Origin of the sequence: Paenibacillus taichungensis (genome assembly GCF_003287275.1) — a bacterium.
In the GTDB taxonomy this organism is placed as follows: Bacteria; Bacillota; Bacilli; order Paenibacillales; family Paenibacillaceae; genus Paenibacillus; species Paenibacillus taichungensis_A.
Map to the genome: position 1 here is coordinate 326,844 of NZ_QEVW01000012.1, position 25,124 is coordinate 351,967.

Here is a 25,124-nt window from a genome sequence, read left to right on the forward strand (position 1 = left end):
GTAGTTTAAATCATATTTTTTTCTTGTTGTGTCAAGCGACGTCCACGTATATCAAAAGCAATCTTGCCTTCCGCAAGACCCCAGATGCGGGTCACATGTTTCTCTGCCATTTCAATCGGCAATACTGCAATCACGGTAGCCCGTTCCTCTTCGCATAATTTACGCAGTGTCTCCAGCACCGTATCTGCTGTATGAGGATCAAGGCCAATGACAGGCTCATCCGCCAAAACAACTTTGGCGCCATGTGCAAGCGCTCTGGCAATCGCAACACGCTGCTTCTCGCCACCACTGAGCTTCTCTGCCGTCTGGTGAGCTTTATCCAGCAAACCTAGCCCTTCCAGATAATCCATCGCACCCATATAATCATCCGAACGAACCATACCTGTTACCATTCTCCACAAAGGAGTTTGACCGGACCGACCGATCAATACATTTTTCAAAGCTGTACGTCTCGGATACAATTGCGGATTCTGTTCCAAGTATGCCCATTCCCGTTTAATTTTCCGTTTTCCGGACCAACCTTCTTTTATAATCTCGGCGCCGTCCACCGTAAATTGACCACTATCCCATTTCTCCATCATAGCAAGGCATTTAAGAAGCATGCTTTTCCCGCTGCCACTCGAACCCACTACACCGATCATTTCTCCCTGTTGCATATCGAATCGTATATCCCGCAGAACCGGAACCCGGTCCGCTCCAACGGATTTGCTTAAACCCTCAACTCTGATCATCGCGATGTCTCCTCTTGTCCATGTTTTTCCCTACTACTAGTGTACTCGGAAATGGACATCAATTTCCATGCGAACACCAGCTTCTATTTTACCACAGATTCGGGCATAGGTTTACGACGAAATAATATACCTGCTGCACCAAAAAGAAGATACATGAATCCAAGCAAAATAAACATGCTTCCTGGTGAAATCCAGTTAATCACTTGCCCACCCAGATTAGGTCCAATGATGCTCCCGATTGTAAAATGAAATGAGGCCACCACGTTCGCTGCAGGCAGCAGAACTTTGGGCAAAATATCTGCGGCGTAGGCTAAGCCGAGCGAGAAAAATGAACCTACCAGACCTCCTGCTATGGTCAGCAGCACAAGTGTCCACAAGAAATGTGTGCCCGCAACAGGAACCAACATGAAGATGATACCTCCAGTAATCCCGGCAAACATTAATGTTTGCTTACGTCCAAAACGGTCACTCAACATGCCTAAAGGTAATTGCAGGAATAAACCACCGATTCCGACAAAAGGCAGCAAGGACGATATCTGATTAGCATCCAAGCCAATCCGCAGTCCGTATACCGGAAAATTGCTGTTCATCCCGGCTTCCATGTACCCGTACAATAACGCAGGCAACAGCGCATACCATGCCCAGGCCAAGCTCCGACGGAAACGGCGTTCAGGCAGTTGTCCATGTTCAGCCTTTTCCGGCTTCGTATCGGGAAGCTTCATTAATACAAGGATAAGTACAGCAGCCATACATACGAATAATACCCAGAATGGAACGGCATCCCCAAACCCAAGCAGTTTGATTCCCAATGGGCCAATACTGAATCCTAAACCATAGGACATGCCATATAAAGAGATGTAACGTCCGCGTTTTTCGGGTGCGGTCACCAGCAGCACCCATAATTGGGCAGAATAATGGAGTGCACTATCCCCGATTCCGACGACGAGACGCAATATGAACCAAATTTTGATATCAGGAAAATAAGGAAACAATATTAGGGGAATCATGACAAATAACAGTCCGCCGATAATCAGCTTTTTAAAACCAATAGCTCCCAGCAGTCGTTCCGCCACAAGTGTCATGGCAAAAGAGCCAACGTACAATGCGGCTGCATTCAATCCGTTCAAACCCGGTGAGACCCCTTTTTGCTCCAAGAAAATCGAGAGCACTGGTAATAAAAGTCCCTGGCTGATCCCCGCCACAACAATAACGGTAATCAGAATGAGATAGTTTGATGTAGAATGTGATAATTTTGGGGTGGTTATAGATGACACAAAAATCATTCCTCCTGCAAGCATACAAAGAAAAATCGCCATCACTGACGACCTTTCAGATGTTATATCTATTCTATTAATCATGTTTGGTTACGCCAGAGTTTGCCCTGGACTTGAACATTATAGTGGACAACGCCCTGCAAAACAAGCCATAATAGTACTTAAGTCGCTGCGTACATTTAGATGTGACGGGAGGATTCTGCATCATATGGCTTATCATGTTAAAATCGATGTTTCACCGATATATGAAATGCTCAACAGCTTTTTGGTATATGTAACGAAGAAGTGGATTCAACATCTGGATGTTGGCCCCGAATGGATCATTGAGGTGGAAGGCAAACTAAGTTCCAATGTCCGAGCAGCTCTCGCACCTGCTGCAACCTGGCCTTTTGATGACTTTGACGTATTATTTGCCTGGGCGGCCTACCGTAACACTTCTAATGAGAATATTGATTTTCTGGATATGCTAGCTGGACTGACAGCCGAAGAGCTGTTCGCACGCGTATCTGTTTTGCTGCCCCATCTTACAATAGAAGAATCTACACGTATTCGGGATAGCTATGTGCCACTTTTGCGACTCTGGGATCAGCATTACTGTCAGAACATGAGTGAGGATTATCGTACCTGGCTTGAGGAAGACGCTGAAGAGAAACGTACATTGCTTGATAAAATGGGACCTGAACTCCTGATTGAATATGCTACTGCGGGTGTTCTCGTTGAACCGATGCCTGGACTGAATGAAGTCATCCTGTTTCCAACCGTCCACAATCGCCCCATTAATATGTACTGCTTCTATGAGGGCATGATGATTATGCAGTATCCTGTAGACGCACCTGAAGAGGATGAAGACCAACCACCAACCTGTCTGCTTCGTTTCACACATGCCCTGGCTGACCCGGAAAGACTCCGTCTGCTCCGCTACGTGTCAGGTGAACCGAAGTCGCTCGCTGAGATGTGTGAGGAGCTGGGCAAAGACGAGGATATGGTTAAAGATCAGGTTATGGCACTGCGCATCGCCGGGCTGCTACGAACCCATCTGCTCGGCAGTAATCGTAAAGAGAAATACAGTATTCGACCAGATGGCGTATCTGAATTGAATATGTTCCTGGAATCTTATATTCGCATATAAAATATGAACAACTGTGCTGCTGCTGCAAGGAGTGAATTGGATATGAAAATAATAAAACAACATATTTTGTTTGATCTCGATGATACACTGGTGTACTGCAATAAATATTTCAACCTGGTACTTGGTGAATTCTTCGAGAACATGCAGGAGTGGTTTGACGGACATGCACTAACAGTTCAACAAATTAGGGAGAAACAGCTGGAGATTGATGTAACCGGGGTCAACAAACTGGGATTTGCAAGTCACCATTTCCCGCAGTCCCTAATTGATACCTACCGTTACTTCTCCCAGAAGTTCTCAAAACCCACCTCTCAACAAGAAGAATCTTACCTCACCAAATTGGGAATGAGTGTATACGACCAAGAGGTTGAGCCTTATCCTCATATGGTCGAAACGCTGGAGAATCTCAAATCAGCTGGACATGCCCTCTACCTGTACACAGGTGGAGAAACCGTAATTCAGCAGCGGAAGATTGACCAGATGAAGCTCTCGGCTTATTTCGATGACCGGATTTACATTCGGCAACATAAGAACATCGAAGCCCTTGAAGGTATTCTCTCTACTGGACCGTTTGAGCGTCGTGCGACTTGGATGATTGGAAACTCACTGCGTACAGACATTATGCCAGCAGTGACGGCCGGCATCCATAGCATATATATCAAACAGCCGAACGAATGGCAATACAATATGGTAGAGCTTCAACCTAATCCCGAGACATCGATGTATACCATTACTGCCCTGGAAGAGGTACCGAAGGTCATCCATGAAAATATACAACAACAGCAGCAACAAAAAAGGACCCTTGGATAGGGTCCTTTTCTTATTGGTGTAATTATCCTTTAAATGGAGGCTCGTATATCAGGCTTCACGTTCTTCTTACCACGGTTTGGAACAAATAAGCTTATGCTTCCTGCCTTTCCGCAGAAAGTTTGCCTGTTGCCTTATCTTGCAAAATAATACGCGCCTTCACCGTACTTCCGTCTTTTCGTTTAAAAGCGAGTACCTGGGTACTGCCCTTTTCAATCAACGCTTTTAACATCGTACTTGTAATTTTTTTGCCGACGTACTCTTTCCAAATGACAAACCCGCAGCCTTCCTTGAAACGTGTGCAGCCATAACCCTTCTTGCCTTCAATAATCTGACCGCTACAACCCGGTGACGGACAGGATGCCAACGTTTCACGAATAGCAGGCTGGCCCGAATTCGAAGATTGCTTTTGCGCCGCTGTCGCATTCGCAGCACTGGCCGTTCTGGATGAAGCTCCCGACGTTTGACGCGAAGTCTTCGAACCTGCACTGGTACCCGAGCCAGTACCTGATGTCTTGGCAGAAGTTGTTCTGGTGCTGGTTTTCTGGGTTTTGGCTCCCTTGTTTTTACCCCGCCCCCCACGTGTATCTTCCCCAAAAGCATCCGCTGGTGCAGGTGCCTGCACACGTACTTTATCAATAATGGACATCGTAAATTTTTTGACGTTCTCCATGAATTTGTCCTGACCCGCTTCACCTTTGGAAATTTGGTACAATCTTCTTTCCCACTGGCCTGTCATTTCAGGCGAGGTCAACAGGTCAACGCCTGCCTTACGGATCAACTCGATGGCTGTCCGACCCTTCAACGTCAGTTGCATCTTTTTGCCCTGCATCGTAATGTAACCCACGTTTTTGAGTCGTTCAATCGTTGCCGCACGAGTCGCCGGTGTACCCAGTCCACTGTCTTTCATTGCATCACGCAGCTCTTCATTTTCGATCTGTTTCCCTGCACTCTCCATTGCTTTTAGCAACGTTCCCTCAGTATAACTCTTGGGAGGCTGTGTCGCCTTCTCCTTGAATTCACTCTTGGTACATTGAACAGGCAATTCAGGTTGAACAGCAAATGCCTTGTCTGTCCATTCCTCTGCTTCCTCTTCTTCGTTGCTGTTTTTCTTTGTCTTTTTCTTGCCTGTCTGTTCCTGATCCGAAGATCCCAGCACCACCTTCCACCCCAGTGACAGCAGTTCTTTCACAGATGTCTTGAACTGGTGCTTCTCAACGTCAGTGAGCACGGTATGCTGTTTATACTCTGCTGGCGGATAGAAATGTGATAAGAAACGTCTTACAATCAGATCATAGATATTCTGTTCATCCTTAGATAACGTACCCGGTCGTTTCAATGTAGGCAAAATCGCATGGTGATCCTCAACTCTGGACGGGTTACATACACCCTTATTACCTTTATGAACAAGTTCGGGTTTCGCTCCTTGCGCCAGTTCACTATAGGGTCCATTTTTAAGCAGATTCAGCGTTTTGTGCATACCTTCAATATTCTGTTCCGTAACATAGTTTGAATTGGTCCGTGGATAAGAGATCACCTTATGTTTCTCGTAAAGCGCCTGTGCAATATCCAACGTTTTCTTCGCCCCATATCCATACTTGGCATTTGCTTCACGTTGCAATAGGGTCAAATCATACAACCGATATGGATACTCCTTGGTCTGTTTTGCTTCATACTTGGTAATCTGTCCTGTCTTCCCCTTCACGCTGGTAGCAATCGATTCAGCAACGACCGGGTCTGTCAGCTTGTCCCCTTGACGTAAACCTCTGTACTCCACTCCTTCTTGACGAAACCATGCGGCTACTTCATAAAAGGTTTGGGACTGGAACGCTTCAATCTCGATTTCCCGATCATAGATCAAGGCCAATACAGGAGTCTGCACCCTGCCTACAGATAGCAAGGCATTGTGCCGGGTAGTGAAAGCCCGGGACGCATTCATGCCAATTAGCCAATCCGCTTCGCTACGAGCTCTGGCAGCATGGGTCAAATTTTCGAATTCCGAGGCATCTTTCAAACCGTCAAAACCACGTTTAATACTCTCAGCGGTCAGATCCGATATCCACAGACGTTTGACAGGCTGACGCAGCTTCAACTGTTGTTGAATTAAGGCAAAAATATACTGCCCTTCACGCCCTGCATCACAAGCATTAACGATGGCCGATGCCCTTTTCGCAAGTTCTCCGATCATTTTCAGTTGATCTTTTGTTCTGGGATTGGGTACAATCTTGAACTGATCCGGAATGATCGGCAGGTCGCCGATATTCCAGCGCTTGTACTTTGAATCATAGGCATCCGGTTCAGCAAGTCCCAATAGATGACCAATCGCCCAGGTGATAATGTAATGCTCACCTTCCAAATAATTGCGATTGTTCTTGGCTCTTGGTTCTATGACGGCGGCAATGGTTCGGCCCATGTCGGGCTTTTCCGCAATAACCAGTGTCTTCATCCGTCCATCTCTCCTCCTTCACCGTCCAGATGACGGCAAAAAGGGGCCTTCCGCCCACGGAAGCCCCTTGCTTCTGAAACTTATTATATCAGATTTTGGTTGCGGGAGCATCCTCCCCATTGGATTTACCCTGCTGCCTGTTCATTCAAAGCCTGCTTCGCTCTGCACTCTTTGCATACGCCCTGAAAATCAAGCCGATGGTCTGTAACGGCAAAGCCATACTGACGCTCAATTTGTTGTTCCAAACGAAGCAAACCATCCTCCATAATCTCTTCTACAGTGCCACACTCTGTGCAGATCAAATGATGATGGTGATGTGAGCCATCCGTACTTCGCAGGTCGAAGCGCGCAGCACCGTCCCCAAAGTTAATCTTTTCTACGACCTGAAGATCACTAAGCAGTTCAAGCGTGCGATATACGGTAGCCAAGCCGATCTCAGGGAATTGCTCCTTCACCAGCAGAAATACTTCCTCTGCGCTAAAATGATCTTTCTCATGCTCAAGTAAAACACGTACTGTAACTTCTCGTTGCTGTGTCAGCTTATAACCTTTTGCAACCAACTGTTTTTTAATGTCATCGATCTGTTCTGAAATGGACTTGTCCCGGTAACTTGCCATAAAGATTGCACCTCCGGATATTATAATTTCACAATTTGTGTAGTTTTCAATTAAGTGTCATTACATTTCTCTTATTTATAATCATTATAATGTAATAATAAATCTTTATGAGATAAAAAGCAATGCTATACCTCACAGTTGTCTAAAATAATTGTAGCTGAACGTCTCATGTTATCATAAAAAAACAACAAAAACCCCCGCTAATTGCGAGAGTTTTGCTGTATCAGTTAAATATTTTATTCAAAATTGCAAATCCACATGCATATGCGGCTTATTAACTCGTTATACGAGAACTGTAGAACCCATCAAGTATTTGTCCACTTCACGGGCAGCTTCACGGCCTTCATTAATTGCCCATACAACCAAACTTTGACCACGACGCATGTCACCTGCTGCAAATACTTTATCCACATTGGTATTGTATTTGCCGTAACGTGCCTTTACGTTGGTACGACGGTCTGTTGCAAGTCCAAGTTGTTCCACCAAAGTCTGTTCCGGTCCGTCAAAACCGATAGCAATCATGGCCATTTGAGCTGGGAAGACACGCTCTGTACCCGGAATCGGCTGATAGATCTTACGTCCCGTCTCATCTACAATACGCTCGATTTGAACGGTGTGAAGTTCTTTGAGATTCCCCTCGTCATCACCCACAAATTTGGTCGTCATGATGGAGAACTCACGCGGGTCGTCACCGAACAATGCTTTCGCTTCTTCCTGTGCATAATCAAGAGTATATACGTTCGGGAATTGCGGCCAAGGGTTGTTAATACGATCCCGTTCCATAGGAGCCTGAGTATGTGTACCAAATTGTGTAATGCTCCGACAACCATGACGAAGCGATGTAGCTACACAGTCGGAACCTGTATCCCCGCCACCGATGACAATAACATCCTTGTCCTGTGCTGACAGGTAATTACCATCCTCCAGATTGGAGTCCAGGTAACTTTTGATGCTACCATTCAGGAAATCCATAGCGTAATGTACGCCTTTCAAGTCACTGCCTTCAATATTGAACTCACGTGGTTTGGTTGCACCGCCGCACAGGACAACAGCATCATAATCATCCACCAGTTGCTGTGCAGCAATATCTTTACCGATCTCGGTGTTTGTTACAAATTGAATGCCTTCTGCTTCCAACAAATCAACACGACGCTGAACGACGTTTTTGTCCAATTTCATCGTAGGGATACCATACATCAGCAACCCGCCGACACGGTCGGAGCGCTCATATACCGTTACCGAGTGACCTGCTTTGTTCAACTGAGCTGCCGTAGCCAGTCCCGCAGGACCTGAACCAACAACTGCTACACGTTTACCCGTACGTTTCTCCGGAGGCTGGGGAACCACCCATCCTTCTTCAAAACCCTTTTCAATAATCGCTTCTTCAATCGTTTTGATGGTTACTGGTTCACCGATAAGTCCCACTGTACATGACCCTTCACAAGGAGCTGGACAGACACGACCTGTAAACTCAGGGAAATTATTCGTTTTGTGCAGACGATCAAGCGCTTCTCTCCACAAACCACGATACACCAGATTATTCCATTCTGGAATCAGGTTATGCACAGGGCAGCCCGACGTTCCGCCAGTCATATCTATACCTGTATGGCAATACGGGGTACCACAATCCATGCATCGTGCACCTTGTGTTCTGAGCTCTTCTTCAGCCATATGTTTATGAAACTCTTCCCAATCCTTAACCCGCTCCGCTGGTTGGCGGTCCGCAGGCAGCTGCCGTTTGTATTCCATAAATCCAGTAGGTGTAGACATCTTACGTTTTCCCCCATCCGTTCTTGTCTTAATCCCTTCATCTGCATGGTTCTATATGAAATGGATTACTCATGTTTGAGTTTTTGTATATTGTATCACAAAATCTTCTCGAAGATATTTCAATTATAGTAGCACTTTGCATGCTGAATATTAAATGGATTATCCGAATAATTATTTGTATTTTATACATCATATCGTCCAAGTCTCCCCATGGTCAATACCCTTAAAATGGTTATTTCTAAGGTGTGGCTACATGAAACCAGGCGTTTAATTAAAGAAAAAACGGACGAAACGTCATTTAAATGTGAGGTAATTTGTCATTAAAAACAACAATTTTTGTTGTTTTAGGCTCCTAAATCCGAACAATAACTGATTTTAGGGCTTTACAACGGTGAAACCCCACAATTTTTATACTTTTTTACCACAGAGTGTTTTAGAGGCTATGTATTTCATTCATTTTTCTGTTAATATAGCGTCACATTCATGTAATTTGTATGTCATTTCATAATTATTTCTTTTAAATTTTAAAAGGAAAGACGCTGTTCACGAATATTTCGTAAATCAGCGCCCTTATATTTCGTTTATAGCGTAAGTTTGGGCTCTCCTACTTCATCTTATGTCCCACTTACCGTTTTCGTTCGTAGAACTCAAACGTATATGCATAAACATTTTTTTCATCTTGCTCGCCTTCGATCTGTTCTGTTAGCTCCCACTCCGACCAATCCACTTCCGGGAAAAAGGTGTCCCCCTCAAAATTCTCATGGATTTTGGTCACCACCAGACGATCTGCGAGCGGCAAAAACTCACGATAGACCTGAGAACCGCCAATAACGCAAAGCTCTTCGCCTTTTGTCATTTCCAGACCCTCTTCAATCGTATGCACCACTTCAGCCTGATTTGCTTTGTAGTTTAGATCTCTTGTTACAACAATATTTCGACGTTGCGGAAGCGGCTTGCCCCCAAAGGACTCCCATGTATTGCGTCCCATAATAATCGTTTTGTTTAGCGTACGTTGTTTGAAAAAGGCCATATCTTTAGGCAAACGCCACGGAATGGAATTATTCAATCCAATGACACCATTCTCGCCCATCGCCCATACAAGTTCAATACTCAAAGATTAACACTCCTTCAATCCGTGTTATACCGCAATGGGGGCTTTAATACCCGGATGATGCTGATAGTTCTCAAACTCAAAATCATCAAACGTATAATCGAAAATGGAATCCGGCTTGCGCTTGATAACTAACTTAGGCAATGCGAATGGCTCACGCTCCAATTGGGTTTTCACTTGTTCCACATGGTTTGAGTAGATGTGTACATCCCCACCGGACCAAATAAACTCCCCAACTTCTAGATCACACTGTTGGGCAATCATATGTGTCAGCAGCGCATAGCTGGCAATGTTAAATGGCAGCCCGAGGAACGTATCTACAGAACGCATGGTGAGCATACACGATAGTTTACCCTCAGCCACGTAGAACTGAAACGCGAAATGACAAGGAGGTAATTTCATGTTGTTAATCTCTGCCACATTCCAAGCGCTAACGAGGTGGCGCCGCGAATCCGGATTATTTTTAATCGAATCAATAACAGCAGCAATCTGATCGATCTTGTCCCCGTTAGGTGCTTCCCAGGTACGCCATTGCGATCCATATACCGGGCCTAGGTCGCCATTCTCGTCTGCCCAATCGTCCCAGATCTTCACGCCGTTTTCCTTCAGATAGGATATATTTGTATCCCCGCTCAAAAACCACAACAACTCATGAATGACTGATTTCAGATGGATTCGTTTGGTTGTTACCAGTGGAAACCCTTCGGATAGGTCGTATCTGAGCTGTCTTCCAAATACCGATTGTGTTCCAGTTCCGGTGCGATCTCCCTTATGCACGCCTGTATCCAGAATATCCTGTAATAAATCGAGATAGTTTTTCAAATTATATTCCCCTCACTAAAGAATATTTACACTTACCACTCCGATGACAGAACAACCTTCCGATCGCTGTTATCCCCAGATTTTTTAGATTTCCTTTTTCAAAAGTATAAAATCGGGGGATAAAGGCGAAGCGTATGCTTCCGATGCAGCTTTCCTTCAGAAAGCTTTTAGCCCCGCTTCTTCAGGTTTTTTCTGTCCTCTACGTTCTCGTGTAAAGGTTTAGTTTAACTAAATTAAACACTAAATAAATAGACCGTGATTGGCTTGGAGCCACATCATAACTGATCATTACTACAGTGTACCACAATTGAGTTGTTGGATAAAATCAATTCACTAAAACTTTTGAGTGTGTAACTTTTCATCATATCATATACACTCGTATCTTGAATTTCTCGGCTTTTGCTCAGAAAAAAGAGACGAACAACGCGTTAACGTCATTCGTCTCTTCTGATTTACGTATAATGCCGGACGAATCCGAAGCTTAGACGATATTAGCGGGAAATGATGTGGATCGGGTGACCCATAACCAGTTCCGCAGCTTCCATCACGATTTCGCCCAAAGTAGGGTGAGCGTGAATAGTCAGCGCCAAATCTTCCAGAGTAGCACCCATTTCAATTGCGAGACCAAGCTCAGCAATCAGGTTGGAAGCTTCCAGACCTACGATTTGGCAACCCAACACGAGGCCGCTTTCTTCGTCAGCTACGATTTTCACGAAACCTTCAGCGTGGTTCAAAGATACAGCACGGCCATTACCCGCATAAGGGAATTTGCCAGCTTTTACTTTGTAACCTTTTTCTTTAGCTTCTTTCTCCGTGTAACCTACGCTGGAGCACTCAGGATCTGTGAACACAACTGCAGGCATACATTTGTAGTCAACTACAGATGGTTGTCCTGCGATCGCTTCAGCAGCCACTTTACCTTCATAAGAAGCTTTGTGGGCAAGTGCCAGACCGGATACGATATCACCGATTGCAAAGATGTGAGGAATGCTAGTACGGCCTTGGTGATCAACTTTAACGAATCCACGCTCGTCAACGTCTACGCCAATCAGGTCCAAACCAAGCTCTCCGTCAGTATTTGGACGACGTCCAACAGTAACCAGCAGGTAATCTGCAGTTACTTCTTTGGATTCACCATTTACGGAATATTTAACAGTTACATCTTTATCCGTTTGCTCAGCACTTTCAGCTTTTGCACCCGTTACGATTTCGATGCCTGTTTTCTTCATGTTTTTAGCTACGAGGCTAGTCATGTCTTTATCGAAACCTGGCAGTACAGTATCCAAACCTTCGATGATTGTTACTTTAGCACCGAATTTAGAGTACATTTGGCCAAGCTCAGCACCGATATAACCGCCACCGATAACGATCATGCTTTTTGGAACTTCAGGCAAGTTCAGAGCTTCTGTAGAAGACAGAATGCGTCCGCCAAACGGGAAAGGTTTCAACTCGATTGGACGGGAACCTGTTGCAATGATTGCATTTTTAAATTTGTAACGTGGAGACTCGTGATCGTTGAATACACGAGCTTCGTTTTCGTTGATGAACATGCACTCACCGTTGAAAACTTCAACTTTGTTGCCTTTGAGCAAACCAGCTACGCCGCCAGTCATTTTCTTAACAACGCCGTTTTTGAATTCTTGAGTTTTGCTGAAATCCACTTTTACGTTCTCAGCAGAGATACCAAAAGCTTCGCCGTGCAATGCAGACTCATATTGGTGTGCAGCCGAGATCAGGGCTTTGGATGGAATACATCCGCGGTTCAAACAAACGCCACCCAGTTCGGATTTGTCTACGATCAATACGCTTTGGCCCAGTTGAGCAGCGCGGATGGCAGCTACATAGCCACCAGGACCCGCACCAATTACTAATGTGTCGATATTGAGAGAAGCGTCGCCTACTACCATATCTTACACCTCCATAACAAGCAGCTCAGGGTTAGCGAGCAGCTGTTTAATGTAGTTCATAAAGTTTTGTGCTGTTGCGCCATCGATGATACGGTGGTCGAAGCTCAAGGAAAGAGCCATTACAGGTGCTGCAACAACTTCGCCATTTTTGATAACGGCTTTTTCGCTGATGCGTCCAGTTCCGAGAATTGCAACTTCAGGGAAGTTGATGATCGGAGTGAAGAACATACCGCCAGCAGAACCGATATTACTGATGGAGATTGTGCTTCCTCTCATTTCGTTCGCGCTCAATTTGCCATCGCGGCCACGAGCTGCCAGATCACGAATGGAATCAGCGATCATCCAGATGGATTTACGATCAGCATCTTTGATAACAGGAACGATCAAGCCGTTGTCTGTATCTGTAGCGATACCGATGTTGTAGTATTTTTTGTATACAATTTCATTAGCTTCTTCATCGATCATAGCGTTCAATGCTGGGAACTCACGGGAAGCTGCAACCAGAGCTTTAACGATGAATGGCAGATAAGTTACTTTTGTACCTTTTTTCTCAGCGATAGGTTTCATGCGAGTACGGAAAGCAACCAGTTCAGTTACGTCCACTTCGTCCATGATTGTAACGTGAGGTGCTGTGTAAGCCGATTTAACCATCGCATTGGAGATCGCTTTACGGATACCTTTGAATGGTACGCGCTCTTCTTCCACACGTTGATCAGCTGCAGCAGCTGCTGGTGCTGCGGATTTTTTCTCTTCTTGAGCCGGAGCTTCGGAAGATGCCGCTACGGAAGAACCGCCACCGTTTTTGAAGGATTCAACATCTTCTTTAGTAACTTTACCGTTGTTGCCAGTACCGTTAACTTGAGCGATGTCTACGCCTTGTTCACGAGCAAATTTACGCACGCTTGGTGTTGCCAGAACGTCTTTGGCAGGTACTGCCGGAACGCTGTTGTTTCCGCCTTCTTTAGCTGCATCCGAGCTGGAAGCTGCTGCGGAAGAACCGCTTGTGTCAGCTCCGCCTTGAGCTGCATCTTTTTCTTGATCGTCTGCAGGAGCGTCGTCTTGCTCAGGAAGCTCGCCTTCAGCATCGATGATTGCAACAACTTCGCCAACGTGGCAAACTTGGCCATCTTTTGCGAATACTTCTGTTACTGTGCCGTTAACCGGGCAAGGTACTTCAACGACCGCTTTGTCATTCTGTACTTCCATGATGATGTCGTCGTCAGTTACTTTGTCACCGACTTTGATGTGCATCTTGATGATTTCGCCTTCGTGAAGGCCTTCGCCCAGTTCAGGGAATTTGTATTCAAATTTAGCCAACTGAAAAACCTCCTTGATTATGTCTCAATCCTGAAAACAACCCTTAACTCCAAGAAACAACCGTTACTGCTAGTGCAATAAACTGTTACTCAAGGGGCTAATGGCTGTTTACAGTGCAGCTTGCGCTGCGGTGTGGATCACCATACTGCGCCTTGCGGCATGTCAGATGATTAAATTAGAAATTTACGACTTTGTTAACCGCAGCAACGATACGTGCTGGGTTAGGAAGCCATGTATCTTCGATTTGTGCAAATGGATATACAGTATCCGGACCAGCTACACGCAGAACCGGTGCTTCCAAGTGCAGGATTGCTTTTTCATTGATTTGGGCAATGACTTCAGCTGCAACACCTGCGCTCTTTTGAGCTTCCTGTACAACAATTGCACGGTTTGTTTTCTTAATGGAAGCAACGATAGTATCGATGTCGATCGGGCTAACCGTACGAAGGTCGATAACTTCAACTTTGATTCCTTGTTTTTCGAGTTCTTCTGCTGCTTTCACAGATGTGTGAACCATCATACCGTAAGTAATGATAGTTACATCAGAACCTTCACGAACAACGTTCGCTTTGCCCAGCTCAACTGTGTAATCTTCTTCAGGTACTTCTGCACGGAATGCATGGTACAAGTTCAAGTGCTCCATGAAGAATACAGGGTCGTTGTCGCGAATAGAAGCGATCATCAGACCTTTTGCATCATAAGGGTTAGAAGGTACTACCACTTTAATACCCGGAGTTTGCGTAAGCAAACCTTCAAGGGAATCTGTGTGCAATTCTGCCGCTTTTACACCGCCACCGAATGGTGTACGGAATACGATTGGAGAATTATATTTACCGCCGGAGCGGAAACGCATACGAGCTGCTTGAACTACCATTTGGTCAAGGGCTTCGAAGATAAAACCAACGAATTGGATCTCGGCAACCGGACGGAAACCTTGAACACCCAAACCTACAGCCAGACCGCCAATAGCGGACTCAGCGAGTGGAGTATCAAATACACGCTCTTCGCCAAACTCTTTTTGCAGACCTTCCGTTACACGGAAAACGCCGCCTACATTACCTACGTCTTCACCGAAAAGCAGAACGTTAGGATCACGTTTCAACTCCACGCGAAGCGCATCACGGATTGCTTCTTTCATGTTCATTTGTGCCATTTGCTTCATTTCCTCCTTAAACATTGACAGTTCACATTTGAATTCATACATGTATACCGGGACACCGGAACCCGTCCCGGATGTTTATGCTTTATCGGAAAAAACTTATTGGAAATCAGCTTTTTGCTCTTCCAAGTGCTTAGGCGTTTGTTCGAACATGCTGTCGATCAAGCCTGAAATCGTCATTTTCTCGGTTTTTTCCGCTTTTTTGATCTCTTCGTTCACTTTTGCTTTTGCTTCTTCTTTCACACGTGCTGTATCTTCTTCAGTCCAAAGACCTTTTTTCTCCAGATATTTAGCAAAACGCGCGATTGGATCTTTAGCATTCCACTCAGCCTCTTCTTCTTTTGTACGATACTTGGAAGCATCGTCAGAAAGGGAGTGAGGACGGAAACGGTAAGTTACTGCTTCGATCAGAGTTGCGCCTTCGCCGTTACGACCACGTTCAGCAGCTTCCTGAACCGCTTTGATAACTGCAAAGATGTCCATACCGTCAACTTTAACACCTTTGATACCTGCCGCTACCGCTTTGTGAGCGATGGACAGAGCTGCCGTTTGTTTGGCAAAAGGAGTTGTGATGGCATAACCATTGTTTTGTACGAAGAAAATAACAGGCAATTTGTAAACACCAGCGTAGTTCAGACCTTCATAGAAGTCACCTTCTGAAGAACCACCATCACCTGTATACGTGATTACAACTTGTTTTTGTTTCTTCAATTTGTAACCCATAGCAATACCCATTGCGTGCAGAATTTGTGCACCAATGATGATTTGCGGCATCAATACATTAACGCCATCTGGGATTTGTCCACCATGTTGGTGTCCACGGGAGTACAGGAACGCTTGATAAAGAGGAAGTCCATGCCACACGAGTTGCGGAATGTCACGATAGCCAGGACATACAAAGTCTTCTTTTTCAATTGCAAATTCACTACCAACCATTGTAGCTTCTTGACCAGATACTGGAGCATAGAAACCAAGACGACCTTGACGGCCCAGGTTTACTGCACGGTCATCCCAAGTACGGGTAAATACCATGCGGTACATAATTTCTTTTAATTGATCGTCGGAAAGTTTAGGCATCATGTCTTTGTTAACGATTTCGCCATCAGGAGACAGCACGGACAGAGCTTCTACATCCTCCGTATATACTTCATAAGGAACCTTGCTCATTTTTTTCTTCACCTCAACAAAAAATTTGAATATCAAGTTCCGCTGTTATAATATTATTATACACCTGTTTCACTGCATACGTCAAAGATATCCGTAATTTTTTTATGTTTCCTTCCGGATTGTATGTATAACAGGGGCTTAATATTGGTATAACAGCATAATACATGTTTGCGTATTTGACCTATCCCCGCACAAGGTTAATCTTACCGTATTGCGCGGTCGAATGCAAAAATTAACCGAGAAAGGTGACGTTTTATGACGGATTCCCGCTATTTGAAACGCACGATTGTGAAGGAAGAGATTGAGAGCCGCTATCTCGGAGAGAAGCGCACACTACGAATTTATCTTCCCCCTGGCTATAACGAATTGTTATCCTACCCTGTCGTTTATTGTCAGGATGGTGAAGAATTTTTCAACTTTGGACGTATCGCCACCACTGCCAACCGTATCATTCTCGACGAAGGAGCCGAACCTTTCATTATAGTAGGAGTTCAGGTGGACGTGTCGGTAAGAACTCAGGAATATGCCCCTTTCGGGGATCGGTTCAAGGCATATACATCATGCTTCGCTGAAGAGATTATTCCCTATGTAGAAGAGAAATATCCTGTTCGCCGCTCTCCGCAGGAACGTGTTCTTGCCGGAGACTCGCTGGGTGGCAGCGTTTCGCTTCATCTTGCTCTGCTTTATCCGGACCTGTTCACACGTGTCATCAGCATGTCTGGAGCTTACTACTCCGCTTCCCAGGAGATCTACGCTGCAGCTGAAGACTTGTCCTGGTTGTCGATCTGGATGATTGTTGGTTTGCAGGAGACTGCATTTGAAGCCGACACCGGCACGTATGACTTTGTTCAATTAAACCGGGATACCCGTGATTTGCTGGAAAAACGAGGTGCGCTTGTCTCCTATCAGGAGAAAGATGGGCATCACCAATGGGGATTCTGGCAAAAGGAACTGCCGGAAGCATTGCTATACTTTCTTCAGGAAAATTAATTGATCATTGAACACGGCGGCTGAAATGCCGCTTTTGTTTTACTACTTTATGATACCGCTTACATTAACACTCAAAAAAGAAGCAGGTTCTCCTGCTTGTCCGTTCCAGCTTCTTCTCTTATAGCACACTTGTCATTCCAAGCAAATATAACTGATTGTTACATCAATGAATATTCCTTTTCAATCCGATCCAACAAGACGTCGCAACCTGCATCAACCAGCCTGTAGACTTCTTCAAAATTGCCCGTATAATACGGGTCGGGTACTTCACGAAGCGTCTCGTCTGGCAGCAGATCCATCATTTTGATAATTTCCGCATCTTCACCGCCCGTTACACTTCTTACATTAGCTGCGTTGGAATCATCCATGCATATAATGTAATTAAATTGTGTGAAGTCTGCACTTTCAAATTGTCTTGCTGCCATATTGGCATAAGAAATTTGATATGAATCCAGCAAGGATCGAGTCCCCTCATGCGGAGGTTTGCCAACATGCCAATCTCCTGTTCCTGCCGAGTCCACAGAAATCTGATGGTCAAGCCCTCTTTCACTCACTTTATGACGGAGAACAGCCTCAGCCATCGGTGAGCGACAAATGTTACCCAAACATACAAATAAAACGTTAATCATGTTATTCCCCCTTACTCAAAGTGCGGTTAAGCGGCGCCGGTGCTGTCTGAGGTTTAACATTCTCCGTTTGTACCAGGGAACGACGGGGCAGCTTCCATTTATAATGAACAGAACACATCCGGAAGAATACAACTGCTGCGAAACATATTAACAGTCCGGCGTTAGTTGTAAACCATCCCATACCTATGGCAAAACCAGCTGTTATTGCCCACACGGCATAAATTTCATCGCGCAGCACCAATGGTTTCCTGCCAGCAAGCAGGTCACGAATGATACCTCCGCCTATACCGGTCATCACAGCAGCTACAATAACTGCACTAATGGGATGTCCCATATTGGTCGCATATAACGCCCCTTGAATCGCAAATGCTGCAAGTCCAATCGCATCGAACAGCGCTTCTGTCCGCTTCCAGTGACTAATCCACTTAAGAGGTAGTACAAATGCAATCGCTACAGAAATAAGGGCGAGCATAATCAGCATTCCCTGGCTCCACAGCATGGTTACGGGTACACCAATGAGTACATTACGAATGACTCCACCTCCAAATGCAGTCACGAGACCCAGCACAAGCACGCCCAAAATGTCATACTCCTCTTCCATTGCCACGAAAGCTCCGGACATTGCAAATGCGATGGTACCTATAATGCTGAATACTTCAAAAATGTGCAAGTCCAACCTGTTCAAACCTCACTTTTCAAGTCATCTCCATGTCGCTCTACCCATTGTATCCGCGCATGCCGAAATTGTGCAACCACATTTTGTAGATTATACTGGTTTTGTGAATGATTTTTGCATCATTCTAACACCTTATATAGAAGTGAATTGTTTCTTTATTGATTAGGAAGGATGAAATAGAATGACTAAGAAGCGAATTGTTATTTTTACAGGCGGACACCTCTCTCCTCAATTTCTAAAAGAAATCGGTAAGGATGACATCATTATCGCAGCAGATCGCGGGGCATTATTCTTAATAGAAAACGGAATTCAGCCACACATCGCAGTAGGAGATTTTGATTCCATTACCGAGCAGGAACGGGAACGTGTACAAGATAACAGCGAACGGATAATCACCTGCGATCCTGTACATAAGGATTTGACAGATACCGAGATGGCATTTGAAACAGCATTGGATCTTGAGCCTACTGACATTCTTATGCTGGGCGCAACGGGCACTCGCATGGATCATACACTGGCTAACGTACATATTATGGTCCGCGCTATGCAGCATCATATTTCCTGTACTTTGCAGGATGAACACAATTATATGATGCTAACGACCTCCCAAGCTTTTGTGGAAGACCGTGGATATGAGTACATCTCTCTCCTCCCACTCACTAATGAAGTAACAGGTATTACACTGGAAGGTTTCATGTACCCGCTAGATCACGCAACTATACGCATGGGACAATCTTTGGGGATTAGCAACAAACTGCTCGGCAAATCTGGCACCGTCTCGATCGATAGTGGGTTATTACTCATTATTCAAAGCAAAGATTAACCTTCCGTCTAAACTTATTACGTTTTTGTAACCAATAATTTAGCCTGATAATAAACGTATAAAACAACAAATACCCTTGATATATCAAGGGTATTTTCTATGGTTGTAACAATAAAGATTCGTCAATGATTAATTTTTTGACATTTTTAATGGTATTTTAATAAACAAACCCAAACCATTGCGGCCCTAAGGATGATGAGGTTCCATCCAATTTCTAGGCTGTTACAAAGCTGTTATACTCGCTCTAGCAACTAAACGAAAACGAATTTTGGAGGTACTCACATGAAAACAAACATCTTTGTCCAAAAGGCCGTAACCGTCGGGTTGTGCGCTACACTAGGTTTTGGAGCTGTATTAATGACAAATGCACCTGTTGCACAGGCAGCAAGCGCTTCTGTATCCACAGGACAACAAATCGTGAATTATGGTAAAACCTTTACAGGAACTCCATATAAATTTGGCGCGTCAACTTCTACAACCAAAAATTTTGACTGCTCTTCTTTTATGAAATACATCTTTAAAAAGTATGGTGTTGATTTGCCGCGTACATCCGTTCAGCAATCCAAAGAAGGCGTAGCTGTGTCTAAAGCAAATCTACGCGTTGGAGATCTGGTCTTCTTTTCTAGCGGTAGTCGCTCTACAGGCTCCAATATTACTCACGTAGGCGTATATGCAGGCGACGGAAAAGTGCTGCACACGTACGGATCACCAGGTGTTACTCTTTCCGACTTGAACTCGGGCAACTGGAAAAAAACATATATTAAAGCTCGCCGCGTACTGTAGCTCATATTTTGAATACAACAAAGCGATTGGGGCCGGATCTAGTGATCCGGTCCTTTTATATTTACCCCATAAAGTTCTCTGTCCAAACTGGAATTATATGGAGGGAGGGCAAGCGTTAGGCACAGCGATACAACCTCTTTTACCTCTTTTATTGGGTATGAAGCATATAACCGATGCCACGGACGGTATGAATTAATTTGATACTCCTCCCCTTATCCACCTTCACTCGTAAATGTTTGATATACACATCCACCACATTGGTATCCATTGCAAAATCATATCCCCATACTTCCCTTAAAATAACGCTCCGGGGACAGGCCTCGTTCACATGACGGGCCAAAAATTCCAGCAATTCGTATTCTTTCGGAGTCAATATCAGATATTCGCCTGCACGACTTACACGACGTGAACGCAGATTGACCTTGAGATCATGCACTACAATGACTTCTTCGTCTTCTTGTGAAACATGCGAGAACACGCGTAATAAATTTCGAATTCTGGCCATCATCACATTACCGTGAATAGGTGCTTCCATCACATCATTAGCGCCGTAATCGAGTAATTCCACAATTAATTCAGGCGATATCTTGGGAGTTATCACAAGTAAAGGAGAAGTGACTCCTATGTGTACAAAAGACTCTAGTCCATGTTTCAGGGTATCTTCATGACATCCTTCATTCATTAAAATGATCATATTGAGATTCGTGAGCGTTAATTCAGAAAGACGGTTCAGATCTGCCCACTCCATTTGCTCGACCTGGTACCCTTCAGCACACAATATGCCTTGAATAAAAGAAACCAGATCTCCCTTGCCAACCAGTAATATGGAAGTTTTCATTTTTTCACCCGGCCTGTCTCATACGCTGCTACATTTATTGGTTTAAACTACTTTTGATCTCCACATGTGCATCGCAGCATTGTTGTATGTTTATCATGCCGTAAAATGAAAAAGTCCATTCCCGGAAGGAACGGACTCAGAACACTCATTTGTTTTTTTCTTTAACCAAAGTACCGGTGAACCAGCGTACGCGCCTCTGCCGTGTCTTTTGTTCCATGAACAAGGACGCGCCCATCCTGAAAAATGACCATCCTGTGACCCCCAGTTGTAAAAGAAACCAAAAACGGATTAGCCTCCACGTGGCCTTCATCCAGCTTACCGAGGCGATCAGCCGTATGCTGTAGATCCAGATTCATTCGCCGTGAAGGGCGAATCTGTACCGTATCTCTACCGCATAACACGTCTGTTTTTTCCAAGTTTGAAGAAGAGAGGTACGGATAGCTAGCCTTTACTCCGCAGGAAGGACAGTCTTCTTTTCGGGCACCGTCGACGTTAATGGCTATGTATTCGTTTCTCCACACATCGAATGATAACAACTTGCGTCTCAGTGCACCTGCATTGCCACTAAGTAACTTCATCGCTTCCGCAGTCTGATTAGCCGTAACCATCTGCACTGCCTGAGGGATAATGCCTGACGTATCACATGTATCCCCACCTAAAGGAACCTCACCCAACAAACAGTTTAAACAAGGTGTTTCTCCAGGCAGAAACGTGTAGGTAATTCCATAACTGCCCACACATCCGCCGTAAATCCACGGAATACGATACTTTTGAGACATATCATTTATTAATAGCCGGGTATCAAAATTATCTGTGGCATCCATGATCAAGTCTGCGTTCTGAACCAGTTCCTCCAGCTCGTCTACTCTGACGTCCATCACTTTACCTACAACCTCAACGGTAGAATTAATGTCAGAAAGGCGCTTTTTTGCAGCCATCGCTTTGGGCATTCGCTGAATGGCGTCTTGCTCTATATATAATTGTTGTCGCTGTAGATTGCTCCATTCCACATAGTCACGATCTGCAATGGTAATATGGCCAATTCCTGAACGTACCAGTGTTTCAGCAATGCCCGTACCAAGCGCGCCCGCTCCAACAATTAATACTCTGCTGTTATTCAATCTATGCTGACCTTCCTTACCGATAGGTGCATACCGTTCCTGTCTGGAATAGCGGTCTCCCTGTTCAGAAGATTGTGTCTGATTAGTCATGTATGAACCATTCCTTCCGCGGGACTGCTCGCTGCTGCATAGCGCTTAATGGGAATCATGCCTGCCTCATAAGCCAGTCTGCCTGCTTCAACCCCCATCCGCATTGCCTTCGCCATCTTCACCGGATCTCCAGATCCAGAAACAGCCGTATTCAACAATACACCGTCAGCTCCCAGCTCCAGCGCATGAGCAGCATCTTTAGGTGCACGAAGTCCTGCATCCACAATAACAGGAACAACGGCTTGTTCAATAATGATCTCCAGGTTATAGGGATTAATAATCCCTCTTCCCGCCCCTATCGGTGAAGCCCCAGGCATAACAGCGTGTACGCCGAGTAGTTGTAATCGCTTGGCCAAAATAACATCGTCTGAAATATAAGGCAGTACCGTAAAGCCCTTTTCAAGCAGGATCTCGCAAGCTTTATAGGTTTCAATCGGGTCAGGAAGCAGTGTGATTCCATCGCCGATAACTTCTACTTTTATCATATCACAAAGTCCTGATGCTCGAGCAAGCTCTGCGATTCGCACAGCTTCCTCTGCTGTTGAAGCACCCGCTGTATTGGGAAGCAGGGTATACTTTTTCAAATCCAGTGTGTCCAGAAAGTGCTGTTTGTGACGATCTTCCAGATTCAATCGCCGAACTGCAAACGTTAAAACTTCCGTGCCTGAGGCCTCAACTGCCTTGCTCTGCACTTCCAAGTCCGAAAATTTGCCCGTACCCAACAGCAATCTAGATTCAAACGCATAATTTCCAATCCTCAACATAATTCAACCGCCTCCCACAAAATGTACAATTTCAATTCGGTCTCCGTCTCTTAACGCCGTCGTTTCATGATATTCCCGCGTTAAAATTTGACGATTCAATTCAACCACGACGGTTTTTACTTGCAAATTAAATGAATGTAGCAATTTGTCCACACGATCTAAGCTATCTTCAATTTGCATGGTTTGTCCGTTGACAATGATGTTCACTGCAACATCTCCTTTCTGTTCAAACGTTCTGGACAAAGGTCCTGAATCCCCAGTTCTTCCGAGGTTTTGCCATAAATCAAGTCAGCAATGAGGCTGGCTGTAATCGCACTAAGCAATATTCCGTTACGATAATGTCCAAAAGCAGCGAATAAACCCGGAACACTTTCACAAGCGCCCACATACGGCAATCTATCCGGAGTCGAGGGACGAACACCAGCCCACGCTCGGATAAAATGCGCATCCTTCATGCCAGGCACCCAATTTGTCGCAGCTGTAAGCAGCTTCTGAATACCTTGCACCGAAACATTCATGTCTGTTCTTCCAGGCAGGCTTGTTGCACCGATCCACACTTCTCCATTGGCTTTAGGAACAATATATATATCCTCTGCATACACCGTTTTGTCAGGTCTGTAACCGACATAGTCGGGTGAAAACTGCACCGCTGCAATCTCCCCTTTCACAGGCAAAATAGGCGATTTCAGGCCAACATGTCTCATCAATTCATCACCTTGTAACCCTGAAGCAATAATCACATTTCTCGATGTCATTGTTCCTATTGAAGTCTCGATTCCTTGTACACCGTTTACATTCGTATGCAAACGGACATCCTGTACACCTTCCATCACCCTCGCACCCATAGCTTGAGCCGATCTGATATAAGCCTGTGTTAGATTGACGGGAAGGACCTCGCTCTCGGAGGGTCTGTAATATGCTCCATACGTATCCCTGTTTAACCATGAAGCTTCCTGTTGGACAGCGACACGATCCCACCAAATATGTTCTGTAGATAAGGTAGACGATCGATTATTTTTGTAACTGGTGACCTCACTGTATGAACGAAAAGGAGTAATAAAACCATGCTGTTGCAGTCCCATCTCCACTCCGCTAAGCGAACTGATTCGTTCCTTCTGCTCATGAAGCAAAGCTCTGCTCTTCCGTGCAAGCTTCGCCATTACAGCATGAGTGAATGCCTCACTGTCAGCAGCAAGCATCCCGGCGGCTGCACAGGAAGTTCCCCCAGCAATTCGCGCCCGCTCAACCAGAAGAACATCATGTCCTCGGGTAGCGAGTTCATATGCGATGGCACAACCGATAACGCCTCCGCCTACAATAATGGTTTCTGCATGAAGCTTGCCTCGAACTTCCGCTCCAACTTTACTTCCCGATACGATTCCTGGATGATAGCCTGAACGATTCCTGCTTCGACTTCTTGCTTCCTCTCTCATGATCTCATCTCCCTGGTTCGGCGTTACTTCTCTGAATCTGTGATTGCCTGCCGTAATGATGCCGCGGCTAGTTTCGGCTCATCGTTCGCCCAAATCGTTGAAATCACAGCGGCCCCTCTGGCACCAGCAGTTCGAATGGCAGCAATATTATCAGCTCTAATCCCGCCAATTGCGATTATCGGAATCGAAACATTGGAGCATACCTCGGCCAATGCACTAAGCCCTTTGGGTTCGCAATTTGGTTTGCTATTTGAAGCATAGACATGCCCATAAAAGAGATAATCCGCTCCACGTTCTTCTGCAACTTTTGCTTCTTCCGGAGAATGAACCGATATGCCTACGCGCAGCCGCTCGACTCTCTTCAACTCATCCTTATCGTAACTGCGAATAACTGTTTGCCCCCAATGCACACCACCAAGCAACGTATGTTGATCCAGCCGATCTAAGCCATTCATAATGATTTGGTTAGATGGAACACCTTGTGTGTTCAGACTTTGCGCCCAATACATCTGTTGCTCAAAGGACAGCCTTTTTTCCCGAATGTGAATATAATCAACCCACTGCCATATATACTTAGCAATATTCAGAAAAGAGTCCATGTCTCCTGTACCTGGTGAAACCACATGCAGTTCGAAAGCTTTTGTTGTTACATGTTCGTGGAAGATTGCCGTCCTGTCCGCCTCCTCTTGCATGATTTAAGCTGATATAAAACAACAAAAA

24 protein-coding genes are annotated in these 25,124 nt (G+C 45.1%); 5 read left to right on the plus strand and 19 right to left on the minus strand.

The features are described 5' to 3' along the window. Window positions 1-5 precede the first annotated feature (5 nt). Together DC345_RS19625 and DC345_RS19630 are read right to left on the minus strand one after the other, a co-directional pair. The gene (locus tag DC345_RS19625) at window positions 6-731 is read right to left on the minus strand and encodes a phosphonate ABC transporter ATP-binding protein (protein WP_113054498.1); all 726 of its coding nucleotides are present in this window, start codon (window positions 729-731) and stop codon (window positions 6-8) included. An 83-nt stretch (window positions 732-814) separates the two neighbouring features. After that, the gene (locus DC345_RS19630) at window positions 815-2,014 is read right to left on the minus strand and encodes an MFS transporter (RefSeq protein WP_113054499.1); all 1,200 of its coding nucleotides are present in this window, start codon (window positions 2,012-2,014) and stop codon (window positions 815-817) included. 199 nt (window positions 2,015-2,213) lie between these two features. Between DC345_RS19630 and DC345_RS19635 the strand changes: the two genes are divergently transcribed. Then, window positions 2,214-3,134 (plus strand): ArsR/SmtB family transcription factor, encoded by a 921-nt coding sequence (locus DC345_RS19635; RefSeq protein WP_113054500.1) that lies wholly within the window; start codon window positions 2,214-2,216, stop codon window positions 3,132-3,134. 42 nt (window positions 3,135-3,176) lie between these two features. Continuing rightward, complete coding sequence (locus DC345_RS19640) at window positions 3,177-3,944, plus strand: HAD family hydrolase (protein ID WP_113054501.1); 768 nt, start codon at window positions 3,177-3,179, stop codon at window positions 3,942-3,944. 91 nt (window positions 3,945-4,035) lie between these two features. Here the strand turns inward: DC345_RS19640 and DC345_RS19645 are convergent, their stop codons facing one another. From DC345_RS19645 to pdhA, 9 genes are all read right to left on the minus strand, one after another. Next, the gene (locus tag DC345_RS19645; protein ID WP_113054502.1) at window positions 4,036-6,387 is read right to left on the minus strand and encodes a type IA DNA topoisomerase; all 2,352 of its coding nucleotides are present in this window, start codon (window positions 6,385-6,387) and stop codon (window positions 4,036-4,038) included. A 125-nt stretch (window positions 6,388-6,512) separates the two neighbouring features. Beyond that, on the minus strand, window positions 6,513-6,980 hold the full coding sequence (gene fur / locus DC345_RS19650; protein ID WP_024633997.1) for a ferric iron uptake transcriptional regulator: 468 nt from the start codon (window positions 6,978-6,980) through the stop codon (window positions 6,513-6,515). Between the two features lie 306 nt (window positions 6,981-7,286). Further along, a complete protein-coding gene (locus DC345_RS19655; protein WP_110001192.1) occupies window positions 7,287-8,774 on the minus strand; it encodes a glutamate synthase subunit beta in 1,488 nt (495 codons plus the stop codon). A gap of 625 nt (window positions 8,775-9,399) precedes the next feature. Further along, window positions 9,400-9,888 carry a dihydrofolate reductase gene (locus tag DC345_RS19660; protein WP_113054503.1) on the minus strand — a complete coding sequence of 163 codons (489 nt, stop codon included), beginning with the start codon at window positions 9,886-9,888 and terminating at the stop codon, window positions 9,400-9,402. A 24-nt stretch (window positions 9,889-9,912) separates the two neighbouring features. Continuing rightward, window positions 9,913-10,707, minus strand: coding sequence for a thymidylate synthase (gene thyA / locus DC345_RS19665; protein WP_113054504.1), 795 nt, complete (start codon window positions 10,705-10,707; stop codon window positions 9,913-9,915). Window positions 10,708-11,198: 491 nt separating this feature from the next. Then, window positions 11,199-12,614 carry a dihydrolipoyl dehydrogenase gene (gene lpdA / locus DC345_RS19670; RefSeq protein ID WP_024630356.1) on the minus strand — a complete coding sequence of 472 codons (1,416 nt, stop codon included), beginning with the start codon at window positions 12,612-12,614 and terminating at the stop codon, window positions 11,199-11,201. A 3-nt stretch (window positions 12,615-12,617) separates the two neighbouring features. Next, the gene (locus tag DC345_RS19675) at window positions 12,618-13,931 is read right to left on the minus strand and encodes a dihydrolipoamide acetyltransferase family protein (RefSeq protein ID WP_113054505.1); all 1,314 of its coding nucleotides are present in this window, start codon (window positions 13,929-13,931) and stop codon (window positions 12,618-12,620) included. A gap of 175 nt (window positions 13,932-14,106) precedes the next feature. Continuing rightward, window positions 14,107-15,084: an alpha-ketoacid dehydrogenase subunit beta gene (locus tag DC345_RS19680; RefSeq protein ID WP_062325380.1), complete on the minus strand. Its 978-nt coding sequence runs from the start codon at window positions 15,082-15,084 to the stop codon at window positions 14,107-14,109. A 105-nt stretch (window positions 15,085-15,189) separates the two neighbouring features. Continuing rightward, the gene (gene pdhA, locus DC345_RS19685; protein ID WP_062325382.1) at window positions 15,190-16,257 is read right to left on the minus strand and encodes a pyruvate dehydrogenase (acetyl-transferring) E1 component subunit alpha; all 1,068 of its coding nucleotides are present in this window, start codon (window positions 16,255-16,257) and stop codon (window positions 15,190-15,192) included. Window positions 16,258-16,512: 255 nt separating this feature from the next. Between pdhA and DC345_RS19690 the strand changes: the two genes are divergently transcribed. Next, window positions 16,513-17,247 (plus strand): alpha/beta hydrolase, encoded by a 735-nt coding sequence (locus DC345_RS19690; RefSeq protein ID WP_113054506.1) that lies wholly within the window; start codon window positions 16,513-16,515, stop codon window positions 17,245-17,247. 158 nt (window positions 17,248-17,405) lie between these two features. On the opposite strand, the gene DC345_RS19695 is transcribed toward DC345_RS19690, so the two are convergent. Both DC345_RS19695 and DC345_RS19700 read right to left on the minus strand, forming a co-directional pair. Continuing rightward, entirely contained in the window at window positions 17,406-17,876 is a 471-nt protein-coding gene (locus DC345_RS19695) for a low molecular weight protein-tyrosine-phosphatase (protein ID WP_113054507.1), read from the minus strand. A gap of 1 nt (window position 17,877) precedes the next feature. Beyond that, complete coding sequence (locus DC345_RS19700; RefSeq protein WP_113054565.1) at window positions 17,878-18,546, minus strand: trimeric intracellular cation channel family protein; 669 nt, start codon at window positions 18,544-18,546, stop codon at window positions 17,878-17,880. A 187-nt stretch (window positions 18,547-18,733) separates the two neighbouring features. Here DC345_RS19700 and DC345_RS19705 point away from each other — a divergent pair, with 187 nt between their 5' ends. Together DC345_RS19705 and DC345_RS19710 are read left to right on the plus strand one after the other, a co-directional pair. Next, window positions 18,734-19,375: a thiamine diphosphokinase gene (locus tag DC345_RS19705; protein WP_113054508.1), complete on the plus strand. Its 642-nt coding sequence runs from the start codon at window positions 18,734-18,736 to the stop codon at window positions 19,373-19,375. Window positions 19,376-19,657: 282 nt separating this feature from the next. Next, complete coding sequence (locus tag DC345_RS19710; RefSeq protein ID WP_113054509.1) at window positions 19,658-20,158, plus strand: C40 family peptidase; 501 nt, start codon at window positions 19,658-19,660, stop codon at window positions 20,156-20,158. A gap of 148 nt (window positions 20,159-20,306) precedes the next feature. Here the strand turns inward: DC345_RS19710 and DC345_RS19715 are convergent, their stop codons facing one another. From DC345_RS19715 to DC345_RS19740, 6 genes are all read right to left on the minus strand, one after another. Then, entirely contained in the window at window positions 20,307-20,996 is a 690-nt protein-coding gene (locus tag DC345_RS19715) for a winged helix-turn-helix domain-containing protein (RefSeq protein ID WP_258530722.1), read from the minus strand. Window positions 20,997-21,157: 161 nt separating this feature from the next. Continuing rightward, window positions 21,158-22,207 (minus strand): MoeB/ThiF family adenylyltransferase, encoded by a 1,050-nt coding sequence (locus tag DC345_RS19720; RefSeq protein WP_113054510.1) that lies wholly within the window; start codon window positions 22,205-22,207, stop codon window positions 21,158-21,160. Beyond that, on the minus strand, window positions 22,204-22,971 hold the full coding sequence (locus DC345_RS19725) for a thiazole synthase (RefSeq protein ID WP_113054511.1): 768 nt from the start codon (window positions 22,969-22,971) through the stop codon (window positions 22,204-22,206). The genes DC345_RS19720 and DC345_RS19725 overlap by 4 nt, the downstream gene beginning before the upstream one ends. A gap of 3 nt (window positions 22,972-22,974) precedes the next feature. Beyond that, a complete protein-coding gene (gene thiS, locus DC345_RS19730) occupies window positions 22,975-23,178 on the minus strand; it encodes a sulfur carrier protein ThiS (RefSeq protein WP_113054512.1) in 204 nt (67 codons plus the stop codon). After that, window positions 23,175-24,404, minus strand: coding sequence for a glycine oxidase ThiO (thiO, locus tag DC345_RS19735; RefSeq protein WP_113054513.1), 1,230 nt, complete (start codon window positions 24,402-24,404; stop codon window positions 23,175-23,177). The genes thiS and thiO overlap by 4 nt, the downstream gene beginning before the upstream one ends. A 23-nt stretch (window positions 24,405-24,427) precedes the next feature. Beyond that, complete coding sequence (locus DC345_RS19740) at window positions 24,428-25,096, minus strand: thiamine phosphate synthase (RefSeq protein WP_113054514.1); 669 nt, start codon at window positions 25,094-25,096, stop codon at window positions 24,428-24,430. Window positions 25,097-25,124 lie beyond the last annotated feature (28 nt).

Coding starts and splice junctions, on each gene's coding strand:
- DC345_RS19625 (WP_113054498.1), bottom strand. CDS start 731: ATGATCAGAGTTGAGGGTTTAAGCAAATCCGTTGGAGCGGACCGGGTT.
- DC345_RS19630 (WP_113054499.1), bottom strand. CDS start 2,014: ATGATTTTTGTGTCATCTATAACCACCCCAAAATTATCACATTCTACA.
- DC345_RS19635 (WP_113054500.1), top strand. CDS start 2,214: ATGGCTTATCATGTTAAAATCGATGTTTCACCGATATATGAAATGCTC.
- DC345_RS19640 (WP_113054501.1), top strand. CDS start 3,177: ATGAAAATAATAAAACAACATATTTTGTTTGATCTCGATGATACACTG.
- DC345_RS19645 (WP_113054502.1), bottom strand. CDS start 6,387: ATGAAGACACTGGTTATTGCGGAAAAGCCCGACATGGGCCGAACCATT.
- DC345_RS19655 (WP_110001192.1), bottom strand. CDS start 8,774: ATGTCTACACCTACTGGATTTATGGAATACAAACGGCAGCTGCCTGCG.
- lpdA (WP_024630356.1), bottom strand. CDS start 12,614: ATGGTAGTAGGCGACGCTTCTCTCAATATCGACACATTAGTAATTGGT.
- DC345_RS19680 (WP_062325380.1), bottom strand. CDS start 15,084: ATGGCACAAATGAACATGAAAGAAGCAATCCGTGATGCGCTTCGCGTG.
- pdhA (WP_062325382.1), bottom strand. CDS start 16,257: ATGAGCAAGGTTCCTTATGAAGTATATACGGAGGATGTAGAAGCTCTG.
- DC345_RS19690 (WP_113054506.1), top strand. CDS start 16,513: ATGACGGATTCCCGCTATTTGAAACGCACGATTGTGAAGGAAGAGATT.
- DC345_RS19695 (WP_113054507.1), bottom strand. CDS start 17,876: ATGATTAACGTTTTATTTGTATGTTTGGGTAACATTTGTCGCTCACCG.
- DC345_RS19705 (WP_113054508.1), top strand. CDS start 18,734: ATGACTAAGAAGCGAATTGTTATTTTTACAGGCGGACACCTCTCTCCT.
- DC345_RS19710 (WP_113054509.1), top strand. CDS start 19,658: ATGAAAACAAACATCTTTGTCCAAAAGGCCGTAACCGTCGGGTTGTGC.
- DC345_RS19715 (WP_258530722.1), bottom strand. CDS start 20,996: ATGAAAACTTCCATATTACTGGTTGGCAAGGGAGATCTGGTTTCTTTT.
- DC345_RS19720 (WP_113054510.1), bottom strand. CDS start 22,207: ATGACTAATCAGACACAATCTTCTGAACAGGGAGACCGCTATTCCAGA.
- DC345_RS19725 (WP_113054511.1), bottom strand. CDS start 22,971: ATGTTGAGGATTGGAAATTATGCGTTTGAATCTAGATTGCTGTTGGGT.
- thiO (WP_113054513.1), bottom strand. CDS start 24,404: ATGAGAGAGGAAGCAAGAAGTCGAAGCAGGAATCGTTCAGGCTATCAT.
- DC345_RS19740 (WP_113054514.1), bottom strand. CDS start 25,096: ATGCAAGAGGAGGCGGACAGGACGGCAATCTTCCACGAACATGTAACA.